7 protein-coding genes are annotated in these 12422 nt (G+C 43.4%); 5 read left to right on the forward strand and 2 right to left on the reverse strand.

Annotated features, from left to right (window positions below; translation table 11 throughout):
- Positions 1-493 precede the first annotated feature (493 nt).
- From KGY70_09980 to metE, 4 genes are all read left to right on the forward strand, one after another.
- Complete coding sequence (locus KGY70_09980) at positions 494-754, forward strand: RNA-binding protein (protein ID MBS3775505.1); 261 nt, start codon at positions 494-496, stop codon at positions 752-754.
- 26 nt (positions 755-780) lie between these two features.
- On the forward strand, positions 781-1647 hold the full coding sequence (locus tag KGY70_09985) for an RNA polymerase sigma factor RpoD/SigA (GenBank protein MBS3775506.1): 867 nt from the start codon (positions 781-783) through the stop codon (positions 1645-1647).
- 163 nt (positions 1648-1810) lie between these two features.
- Positions 1811-2593, forward strand: a complete 783-nt coding sequence (locus tag KGY70_09990) for a class I SAM-dependent methyltransferase (GenBank protein ID MBS3775507.1) — start codon at positions 1811-1813, stop codon at positions 2591-2593.
- A 109-nt stretch (positions 2594-2702) separates the two neighbouring features.
- Positions 2703-5015, forward strand: a complete 2313-nt coding sequence (gene metE, locus KGY70_09995) for a 5-methyltetrahydropteroyltriglutamate--homocysteine S-methyltransferase (protein MBS3775508.1) — start codon at positions 2703-2705, stop codon at positions 5013-5015.
- Positions 5016-5219: 204 nt separating this feature from the next.
- Here the strand turns inward: metE and KGY70_10000 are convergent, their stop codons facing one another.
- Positions 5220-5747 (reverse strand): VOC family protein, encoded by a 528-nt coding sequence (locus KGY70_10000; protein ID MBS3775509.1) that lies wholly within the window; start codon positions 5745-5747, stop codon positions 5220-5222.
- Between the two features lie 220 nt (positions 5748-5967).
- Here KGY70_10000 and KGY70_10005 point away from each other — a divergent pair, with 220 nt between their 5' ends.
- Entirely contained in the window at positions 5968-8760 is a 2793-nt protein-coding gene (locus tag KGY70_10005) for a family 78 glycoside hydrolase catalytic domain (protein MBS3775510.1), read from the forward strand.
- A gap of 159 nt (positions 8761-8919) precedes the next feature.
- On the opposite strand, the gene KGY70_10010 is transcribed toward KGY70_10005, so the two are convergent.
- Complete coding sequence (locus KGY70_10010) at positions 8920-12390, reverse strand: hypothetical protein (protein MBS3775511.1); 3471 nt, start codon at positions 12388-12390, stop codon at positions 8920-8922.
- Positions 12391-12422: the final 32 nt, after the last annotated feature.

Raw genomic sequence — 12422 nt, forward strand, 5'->3', positions numbered from 1 at the left:
CAGTTTATTAAAAAATTGAATTTCAAATTGATTTATTTACCAAAATTACAAACTTTGCTTGTATTACCATGGAACCCGCATGCTACTCATGTCCTTGTTGTGAAGGTTCCTAGATGCGGGTTTCATTGAAAATTTAACATGATTTGGAAGGTGTTAATATAGTAATAATAGGATAAAAAATGCATTTTCTTTTTACATTTTTAATTTTAAGACAAAACCATTTTCATATTAAAATTTATACTATTTTTATCGTCTGTTTTTGTTTCTATTTATTGAAAATCAAAAAAATTTACTTTTATAATCATCAGTCAATATGAAAATACCCAGGCGACATGGATTTTCAATTTTTCAGGACGCTCAAACTTTTTCAGAATCTACAATAAAGCAACTTCAATTTGAGTTTAAATTGAAGTATCAGGAATATCCAATATTTTGGAATAAACACACAAATCCAAAGCTCAGAAAATAATTGCAAACATCAAATCGGAAAACTATGAACATTTACATTGGAAACCTCAATTTTACTGTTGATGAAGACAAATTGAGAAAGATATTTGAGAAATACGGGGAAGTCTCCTCAGTAAGAATCATCAAGGATAAAGAAACCGGGGAAAGTAAAGGGTATGGCTTTATTGAAATGAAGAACGACGATGAGGGGAAAAAAGCCATACAGGCAATGAACAGTCAGGAAATTGACGGCAGGCATGTAAAGGTCAACATTGCCAAACCACGGAAACGTAATTTCGGAAGGTAATAAATGCATGGCTCATATGTAAAAAGATGAAGCAATTAATCATATCCAAGCAGGTTACCGATCGAACCATTGATTCGATTGATAAGTATTTTCAGGATATTTGCAAATACGAGCTGTTATCTCCCCAGGAAGAGGTGGAACTAACCCGGAGGATCAAGAAAGGCGATGATCAGGCTTTAGAAAAGTTAACCCTTGCCAATCTGAGATTTGTGGTATCTGTGGCCAAACAATACCAATATAGGGGAATGAGTCTACCGGACCTGATCAATGAAGGCAATCTTGGATTGATCCGGGCAGCAAAAAGATTTGATGAAACCCGGGGGTTCAAATTCATTTCCTATGCGGTTTGGTGGATCAGGCAGGCCATCATACAAGCTCTGGGGGAACAATCCCGGATGATCCGTCTGCCGTTGAACAGAGTTGCCGATGTAAACAAGATCAACCAAGCCATCTCCACACTGGAGCAAAAATACCAAAGAGGACCCACCGACGAGGAGATCGCCCGCCAAACCGACCTAGCTGAAGATCTGGTATCTTCCACCCTTCAGATAAAAACGCGGCACCATTCTCTGGATGCCCCTCTCCCGGGATCAGAATCCGATGAGAATTTCCTGCTCGACACCCTCTCTTACGACGATATGCCGGCACCGGACCAGAACCTGTTATATGAATCCCTGAAAAAAGAGATCGATGCAGCTTTACAGATACTCTCCAAAAAGGAAGCCATGGTTATTGAAAGATTTTTCGGATTGAACAGAAAACGCGCCGCATCGCTTGGCGAAATAGCCCAATCCTTGCAATTATCCAAGGAAAGGGTGCGTCAGATTAAAAACGGTGCGCTCCGAAAATTAAAAAAATCTCCCAACAATAAGCTTTTGAAAAGATTTGTATAAAAATTCCTTATTTAAAATAAGCCTTAAAATGGGTTGGAGCATTGCGCATTATTTCATAGAACAAAGCCAAATGGCTTATTTGTAATTAGAAATGCTAAACAAATCTTCCCCGGCTTTGTTTTTAACAATAGCATTGTAAAACAAATAAAGACAGGAGAAGATTATGGCAACTCAAGAAAAAAAGAAAAAACGGAATGTAAAGGTAAAAAGCTCCAACTACTACCAGAAGCAATATCAAAATGATTTTGTCAACAAGTGGGATGAGCTAATCGATTGGGAAGGCAGAAGAAAGGGAGAAGGTGAGTTTTTTGTCAGAGAGCTGGAAAACAGAGGTGCGAAAAAAATTCTGGATGCAGCTACAGGTACGGGTTATCATACCGTGCAGTTGCTAAAAGCCGGATTTGAGGTGCACAGTGCCGACGGCATGGACAATATGCTGGAACGTGCCTTTTACAATGCCAGAGAGCAAGGTTTATTACTGAGGACCATTTCTGCAGACTGGCGCAATCTTACCGAACATGTTCACGAGTCATACGATGCAGTAATTTGCCTTGGAAATTCATTTACCCATCTCTTTGATGAGAAGGATCGACGAAAAACCCTGGCCGAATTCTATGCCGTACTGAAACCCAAAGGGGTATTAATTCTGGATCAACGGAATTATGATGGCATTCTGGACGATGGTTTCCACAACAAACATGCATATTATTATGTAGGTGATCATGTTAAAGCAGAACCTGAATCCATTGATGATGACCTGGTTCGATTCAAATATGAATTCAATGACGGCAGCGTCCATCATCTGAATCTTTTCCCGCTGCGTAAGGAATATACCAGATCATTAATGATCGATGCAGGATTTCAACAAGTTAAGACTTATGGCGATTTCCAGGAAACATACCAAAGAAATGACCCCGACTTTTTTATACACGTAGCGGAAAAATAATCCCCTGCTTGTACTTTAAATAGCCGATCCTCTGCAATCCTAAGGGGTCGTACCGATAAAAAAATCAATTATTAATTCAAAAAATTAAACAAAAAAGGGAGATACACCTATGCACACACATATTTTAGGTTATCCAAGAATAGGACCAAACAGAGAAACAAAAAAAGTGTTGGAAAAATACTGGTCGGGGAAGCAATCATTGGAAGATGTTCTCCGCACCGGCAGAGAGCAACGTGAATATAACCGGCAGGTACAAAAAGATGCAGGATTGGACCTGGTACCTGTGAATGATTTTTCATTTTATGATCACATACTGGATATGGTAATGACCGTGGGAGCCATCCCAAAACGGTTCCAGGTGCTTAGCCACCTGGACAAAAATGACCTGTATTTTGCCATGGCCCGGGGTTACCAAAAAGAAGGCCATGACATAATACCCATGGAGATGACCAAATGGTTCGATACCAACTATCACTATATTGTGCCCGAATTTACCAGTGATCAAAAGTTTGAATATTATTCCGACAAGATCATCAACGAATTCAACGAGGCAAAAGCATCCGGCGTAAATCCCAAGCCGGTGATCATCGGACCTGTATCTTTCCTCCTTCTTGGAAAGGAAAAAGAGGAAGGATTTGACCGGCTGGATCTAATTGAAGCCCTTTTACCGGTTTACAATGAAATTCTGACCAAATTGCAAGATGCCGGAGCGGAATGGGTACAGTTTGACGAGCCTTACCTGGCTATGGATATATCAGATAAACAGAAAGAGATCCTTAAAATTGCTTACTCCAGGATTCGCAAAGGGTTTCCATCTTTAAAGATATTGCTGGCAAATTACTTTGAGGGCTTGCATGAAAACATGGATACAGCCATTGAACTGCCGGTAGATGCTTTACATCTGGATCTGGTTGAAAATCAGGAGCAATTGCAGGAAGTTATAAAGAAAGCGCCTGAAACATTAACCCTTTCTTTAGGTGTTGTGGACGGGCGCAACATTTGGAAAAACAACTTTGACCATTCTCTGGATCTGATCCGAACAGCGGCTCAGGAACTGGGTTATGGAAGGATTATGGTCTCCACTTCTTCATCACTTTTACATGTTCCCTATGATCTGGATCTTGAAGATGATGAAAAGCATCTGCCTCCACAAATCAAAAATTGGATGGCTTTTGCCAAACAGAAGCTTCATGAGGTGGTTACACTCAGAGACCTGGTGGATCCGGAACTCCACTCCAAAGCAGAAGCCAAACTTATAGAAAACAGACGGGCTATAGAAGACCGAAAAAACTCTTCTTTAATCCACAAATCATCGGTAAGAAAAAGGCTGAATGCGGTAACTACGGATATGTTTAAACGAAACAGTGAATTCGCCAAAAGACAGAAAGCACAATCTGCCGAACTGAATCTTCCGGAGTTTCCCACTACCACTATCGGCTCGTTTCCTCAGACCAAAGACGTGCGACAATTAAGGCGTCAGTATAAAAAGAACGAGATCAGCCGGGAGGAGTATGAAAACCAACTGAGAGACAAGATCAGGGAGGCCATCAGCAAACAGGAGGAAGTCGGCCTTGACGTGCTTGTTCACGGTGAATTCGAACGGAATGACATGGTGGAATATTTCGGGGAACAGCTTGAAGGCTTTGTTTTCACCAAAAACGGATGGGTGCAAAGTTATGGAACCAGGGGTGTGAAACCTCCGGTTATTTTCGGTGATGTGGAAAGAAACGCACCCATGACCGTAAAATGGTCATCTTTCGCCCAGTCTTTAACAGACAAACCGGTAAAAGGTATGCTAACCGGACCGGTTACCATCCTGCAGTGGTCTTTTGCCAGGGATGATCAATCGAGAAAAGACACGGCCTATCAGCTTGCACTTGCTATACGCGACGAGGTGGTTGATCTTGAAGAAGCCGGCATTAAACTGATACAGATTGACGAGCCTGCATTCCGCGAAGGATTGCCCCTGAAGGAAAAAGACTGGCAGGATTATCTCGAATGGGCTGTTAATGCGTTTAAACTGGCATCGTCAGGAATTCAGGATGATACACAAATCCATACCCACATGTGCTATTCCGAATTCAACGACATCATTGAGCATATTGCCAATCTTGATGCCGATGTGATCACCATTGAAACGTCAAGGTCCCAGATGGAGCTTCTTGAAGCCTTCGGGGACTTTGAGTATCCCAATGAGATCGGGCCGGGAGTCTACGACATCCATTCCCCGAGGATTCCTCCCGCTAATGAGATGGAATCGCTCATGAGGAAAGCTGCCAACGTCATACCCAAAAAACAGCTTTGGGTAAATCCCGACTGCGGACTTAAAACCCGTAAATGGGAAGAAACATGGCCAGCATTGGAAAACATGGTGAAGGCAGCTAAAAGTCTCAGAAAGAAGAAGAAAGAAACAGTAGAATAGACAAAGGTAACAGGTTGATTCCACAACCTTTTCTCCTTTCATGGTTTCTGCTTATAAAAACCCCTTCCGGCGAAAAATCCGGAGGGGGTTTTTGTATAATAACACACAGAATATAATTGTAATGTTATTTCCAATATACCAGCACATGTTCTTAACCCGAATTATTCAAGCATAATTCGGGTTAAAAACAAGGGGCTACATCTCTTATTTGTCTTTCCATGGACCGATAAGCTCAACAAAAGTGCCGTCGGGGTCGCGGATAAGCAAAAGATACCTGTTTTCTCCGAGTTTTACAGGTGAACTCCCCCGCATGGTTATGTTATGGGCTTTAACCCGTTCAATAACCGGTGAAAGGTCCTGCACATTGATGGTAATGTACTGCATACCGCTGTGATCATAGATGAAATCGTTACGCTGCTTTTGCGGCCGGTCCCCGAAGCTCATCAGTTTAAACTGGGTGGCCTCTTCACCGGATCCCAGTTTTAAAACTTTTACATCAAAAGGAACGCCGTTGCTTAGCCCCGATTCTTCAGCCATGGTTTCATCCACACTGAACTGACCTGTCTGTTTCATACCTACCACTTCTTTGTAAAATTCCAGGGACTCATCCAGATCGGAGGCAATAACCCCAATATGGATGGTTTTGCTTGAAAAATCACCTTGTGCATTGGCCGGTTCGGAAGAAAAGAATAAAACCGCTGCCGCAGCAATAAGAAAACATAACTTTTTCATAATGATTTAGATTTTTAGGTTATCATTTGCCAAAGATAGGGGATTTAACAGACATTTCAAATCACCCGGAACCAAACATCCAACGGTTGAAAGCCTGGAACAATTTCCAACCCATAGCTTTCATCCGGGTTTACTTTTTTATAGGAAAAATTCAATGGATTTACCGGCAAATTCATTACATTTGAGTCCAGATATATCTTTAAACAAAAAACATTTTACCATGAAATATCTTGTGTACAAACTCGGGTTACTGATCTTAATGACAACCTTTATTTATCCGGCAGCTCATGGAGACGCCGGCGACGATGCAAACAATAACAATCAGATTTATGATCTGACGTGCGAATATAAAACCAATCCGTTAGGCATTGATGAAACGGAGCCGAGGTTTAGCTGGAAGATCAGTCCCAATTTGGGAATCACCGAGCAAACGGCTTACCAGATCCGGGCAGCCGAAAACAAAAAGGAACTTACTTCAGGGAAGCAACTGATCTGGAATACGGAGAAAGTACAATCCGGCCGTTCGATACACATCCCCTATGGGGGTCCCGGACTCAGATCCGGGCAGCGGGTTTACTGGCAGGTTAGAATATGGGACCAGGAAGGCGATGCGACAGAATGGAGCTCCCCTGCTTATTTTGAAATGGGTCTTCTTTCTCCGCAAGACTGGAAAGCAGAATTTATTACGCCCAATTTAGAAGAAGATACTACGGAACCGGCACCATCCCCATATCTGAGAAATGAATTCACGCTGAATAAATCTGTACGCTCGGCACGGGCTTATGTAACAAGCCTCGGTCTCTATGAATTTCATATCAACGGAGAGAAAGTGGGTGACCAGGTTTTTACTCCGGGATGGACCAGTTACAATCATCGTTTGCCCTATCAAACCTATGATGTAACCTCCAGGCTGCAAAAAGGAACCAATGCAATCGGTGCCATACTAGGCGATGGCTGGTACAGAGGTTATCTCGGCTGGGGCGATCAACGGAATGTTTACGGCAACAAACTGGCTCTTTTGGTGCAATTGGAAATCACCTTCAAGGATGGTACAAAGCGAACCTTCGTTACTGACAACAGCTGGAAAGCCTCACATGGCCCGATTAAGATGTCAGATATATACAACGGTGAAACGTATGATGCCCGAAACGAACTAACTGGCTGGGATGAACCGGACTTTCAGGATGCAGCATGGGCAAATACCACGACTTATGATTATCCCAAAGAAAACCTTTTTGTATCCAACGCTCCGCCGGTGCGGAAAGTAAAAAAAATAGAACCCAGAGAAATCATCTACACACCGGAAGGCGACACGGTATTTGACATGGGCCAGAACATGGTGGGCTGGATCAGGCTGAATATAAAAAGCCGGGAAGGTAATACCATACGGCTAAAACATGCTGAAGTGCTTGATAAAGAAGGCAACCTGTATACGGAGAATCTTCGCTCCGCCGACCAATGTGTCGAATATACCTTCAAAGGCGCATCCCCAAAAGAACAATATGAACCCCATTTTACATTCCAGGGTTTTCGATATGTAGCTGTAAGCGGACTGGATAAGAAGCCTTCCAAAGATATGCTTACCGGAATGGTGATCCACAGCGACATGGAACGTATCGGCGATTTTGAATGCTCCAATGATCTGATCAATCAGCTTCAGCATAACATTCAATGGGGTCAGCGCGGCAATTTTCTGGAAGTACCCACGGATTGCCCCCAGCGTGATGAAAGGCTGGGATGGACGGGCGATGCCCAGGTATTTGCCCAGACAGGTAGTTTCAATTTCAATACCGCCGGTTTTTTTGACAAATGGTTGAAAGACCTGGAGCTGGACCAAAAGGAAAACGGGGCCATTCCCCATGTGGTGCCTGATGTATTGGGAGGAGCCGGAGCTGCCGGCTGGGGCGACGCCGGCACGATTGTTCCCTGGGCGGTATATACCAATTACGGAGATCAAAGCGTCCTTGAAAACCAGTATTCCAGCATGAAACGGTGGGTGGAATTCATGAACCGGCAGGCCGGGAAAAACCATCTGTGGCAAGGTGGTTCGCATTTTGGCGACTGGCTGGCTTTTAACACCACACGTTCCGATTACCCCGGCGCAACTACATACAAAGATCTGATCGCAACCGCTTATTTTGCAAGGTCCTCCAAACTGTTATCCAAAACAGCCGAAGTACTCGGAAAAGAAAATGATGCCGAAAAGTACAGTTTGCTGTACGAGGTGGTTAAAAAAGCCTTTCAGGAAGAATTCATGACTCCCAATTCACGCATCACCTCAAATACACAGACGGCCTATCTGCTGGGTCTGGCATTCGGGCTTTTGCCGGAAGAAAAAGAAGCAAAAGGAGTGGAAAGGCTGTTACAGCGGATCAATAATTTTGGCCATCTAACCACCGGATTTTTGGGTACTCCGCTCTTATGTCCAACATTAAGCGAATACGGCGAAACCGAAACCGCCTACAAACTTTTGAACCGGAAGGAGTATCCGTCGTGGCTTTATCCTGTAACCATGGGAGCAACCACCATCTGGGAACGGTGGGATGGCATCAAGCCTGACAGCACTTTTCAGGATCCCGGAATGAACTCATTCAACCATTATGCTTATGGTGCCATCGGAGAATGGTTATACCGCTATGTGGCAGGCATTGAATGGGATGAACAAAATCCCGGCTACAAGCACATCATCTTCAAGCCACATCCCGGCGGAGGACTGACCTCTGCCAAAGCTTCCCATGAATCGCTTTACGGAGAGATCATTTCCGACTGGGAGATCAATGAAAAGAAGTTTAACTACAAAGTGGTCATTCCGCCCAATACATCAGCAAGCATCAGACTGCCCAATGCCGAGGAAGGGAAAGTTACCGTAAACAGTGGCATGTTGGAAGAAAATGGCGGAATACATAACATCCGCCAGGAAAAGGATAAATTGGTCATCGATGCCAAACCGGGCACCTATCGGTTTGTGTATCCGTATCAGAAAAAAGGAGGGGAAACGGAAGCGCAAAGGTGACAAAGGCTAAAACATAAAATCTTAATTATTGCGCTTCTATATGGTAATATTTTGACACGAGTTTGATTGTTTGACAAAAGTTTGACAGGAGTTTGATTATTGCAGGGGTTAAAGCTGCCAGGGTAATATAATGATCAAATTATTGCTATTGATTGCCATTTATAATTTCAGAACCCTTTCAATTAATTTTTCTGCCTCACCGTTTTCTATACTTAGATTGGAAATCAAAGCTTTCAGGTTAATCCAAATATCCTCTTCTTTCATGGGTGTCTGATCATCCATGTAACCCTGCTCCAGAAGATATTGTTCCAGCTCTTCCATTTTATTTTCCCTGAATCCCTGAACATTCCTGTTTCTAAGAGCTTGTATCAATTTTTCGGGATCGCCTTTAACACGTTTGAGCTGATCACTGACTGCGTCAATGAACTTTTCAGAAACCGCCCCCGATTGTTCCAAAACGCTTCTGTCGATGGGTCGGGGCCGGCCCTGGCGGTATAACTCCTGAAACCGGCTGAGGAGATTGACTTCTTCCCTTAATGTTTTGATCCACCGATCTTCTATCCCTTCAAGCTTGCCGCCGTTTCTCAGATAGCTGTCTAACTGGCCCCAGTATTCCAGGCCATTCTTCAGACAATTATAAAGCAGTTGCTTATCCTCAAGCAAATACCACAGGTGAATCTGTGCTGTTTCATCAGTCAGTAGGTTAAATGCAGGTACCTCCAGTGCTTTTCCGTATTCATCATGGTCTTTCCCTTCAGGTGAGGGAACATGAAACTGCTCAAGTTTGAAGGAAGCAAAATCAGGTTGTGCCTGAAGATTAACGGATTCATTTTGTTTGCCTGTTAAAGGAATGGTTTTATAATCAATATCATTCACTGAGGCAAGATAGGATTTCCATTTGGCCACTTCATCACCTTGTGCTGTAAAATAAAAGATCTGCCGGCCTTCCCTGCTGATCTCAACCAAAGCATCGATGATTGCCCGTGCCCTGGCATCATCGCTGTTGGCCAGCAATTCGTCAGCCAATATAGGCAATCTGACAGATGTTTCCTGACTCTCAATATAGGCCAGCCGAACCGAAAGCAATAATTGAATCTGGGTACCGGTAGATAGTTCGCTCAGATCCTGGCCTTCCCTCAACACAGTATCCATAGCTCTAAAGGCCGCTTCATCCTGTTCATCAAGCATTAGCTCGTACCGTCCGCTTGTAATCCGGTTAAACAATTCTTTAGCTCTAATGAATACTGCAGGTCGGTTTTGTTCTTTAGTTTCCTGCTTTAGCCGGTCTACCAGCAGTTTTCCTGTAACGGAAGCCACATTGGATTCGTAAAGTGTCTCCAGATTTTCAAGGGCATTTTGCTTTTTTCTTAAAGCATCTTCCAGGGCGTTGCCCTGTTTGGCATTGCTGATATTGGTCTCAATAGTGGTAATCTCTTTATTGATGCTTTCCAGCTTATCTGCCTCTTCTTCATATCTTCCGGCCTTTTCCCGCGCCTGGTCAGGAGTGATATTTGAAAGTTCTTCTCGGTATTCTTCGTAAAGTGAATGCTCCCTGACTCTGTCCCTCTTTTCCGACAATTTTCGCTCCGAAAACTGATAATTTTCCCGGGCTTTTCTGTACTTTTCCAATTGTTCCACAAGCTGCCTCACCCGTTCCTTATCGTCAAAATCCACATCCAGTTTTTCGTATATTTCCCGGAGCTTCCTCTTATCACTGTCTATTTGTTGCTGCTTTTCTTTTATGGTTTCCTCCTGGTCTTTGATTTCCTCTGTATTTTTCCGTTGGAGATCTGCCCCCTTTTTCAGGTCGTTGTATAGGGCTCTTGCTTCGGTTGCATCTTTTGCTTCCTTTACAAAATTTTCCCGGAAGCGGGCATTGATCTGTTTCAATATCTGATCGTGGCTCTGCGATAAATTTTCCAACTGACTTTTCAAAGCTTCTAGTTCCACATGGGCTTGCTGCCACTTGTTCAGATTCACCACAAACGTGTAAAGCCCGCTGTAATTCCTGGGATCCTCCTCCGGGAGGTGAGGTGCAGCCTGTAATTTTTGCACCCATTGATCATAAGTTTTTTTAATTTCTTCAAGCTGTTTTTTTGCTGCCTCGCGTTCTTTGCTTCGGCTATCGATCTTCTGGTGAATGATTTCCCTCCATTTGATGATATGAAGATCACTGATCAAATGGCTTAATGTTTCATTGACTTGATCAACACTCCAGGATTCAGGAAGGGGCAAGCCGGTTGAATGATAATCATTTTCCCGCATATTGATTTCTTCGGAAGGTTTCTCCTGAAGGGCAAAATAGGAAAGAACAGGCAAAAATAAAATTCCAAACAGGGCAGGCCAGCCTATAAGATAAGTTGCTACAGCCAGTATGGCTCCGGCTGCAGAAAAGATGATCACCCATTTTTTGGAAGTGCCTTTTTGTCTTCTTTGTGCCTGAAGCCAGAAGCCAAGGGTTTTTATTCCGTGCTGAAGGGTTTCGCTGTCAAATTGATTTCCACCATCATCAAGCGCCTTTTTCAGCTCCTCGATTTCTGTTTCAAAAAACTGATGTCTACTAATGGTTTGATGGGCTTCGAGTAAAAATTCCTCCAGTTTGCGCAGATTTTTCAGATCAATTCCTTCCCATTGCTCCGGATCAATGTCTTCATCTATGGCCTTTAATGCCTGCTTCGTTTCGGTTTGATAATACTCAACCTGATTGTTTTTTTCCCGGATTTCACGCTTTTTTTCTTCAAGGCTGGCTATTCTTTGTTCCAGCTCATCCAGAATGGCATCGCTCACACCCTCTTCGGGCAAGTTCAGCTCAGACAGTTCATTATTATATTGAGCCATCTTATTCTTTGCTTCCCTAATGCCTTGTTCAGCCTTATCCATATCCTCCTCCAATTCCTGTATCCGCCCATATTCACTCCCATTCACCTTTTCCATTACATTCGGATAAGTCTCGTATATCTTTCTTTGTTGCTCAAGCTCCTGGCCTGCTTCCAGATATTCAATGACTCGCTCATAAAAATCCTTCAGCCGGGAAGCTTCACGTGCATTATACCTGTCCTTGTAAAGCTTTTGAAGGCGATCCTCTTCCTTTTTTAAATCCCATTGTCTTTGCTGAATGTCCTTAAAATGCCTATCAGCTTCCTGAACTGCTTTATGCTCTGAAATGGTAGAACTTCTCGCCTGATAGGAATAACCAAGCTCACTTTCGGCAGCATCCAGGTTGTAGCCGCCAATGGATTCCCTGGCGATATGACCGGCCAATTCTTTCTCATCAGCCTTAACCAGCTCATGAAGTGCAAGCATATAGCGACCTTCCGTTTCGGTAACTGGTAAGCCGGCAAGCGTATCATTCTGGCCGTCTCTTTGGGTTTCAATATTGCCAAAATCCATCCTGATCTTCCATGTTTCCCCGGCAATATCTGCAAAAGCTTCTGCCTGGGTGTGGTTTATCTTCTTCCGCCAAATCAGTTCACGGATCACACGGGCAGTGGAACTTTTACCTGAGGCATTGGGCCCGGCAATGATGTTGATGTCGGGTGAAAAATTTTTGTATGGCTTCATTCCCCGGGGAAAACCAGGCATTTTATCTATGTAAAGTTCCCTGAATATAAATGGTACCTGTTGCATCATGATGGATCTACTTTTGTTGCTGCTGTGCTCCC

This window comes from Bacteroidales bacterium, from assembly GCA_018334875.1.
GTDB lineage: Bacteria > Bacteroidota > Bacteroidia > Bacteroidales > UBA12077 > JAGXLC01.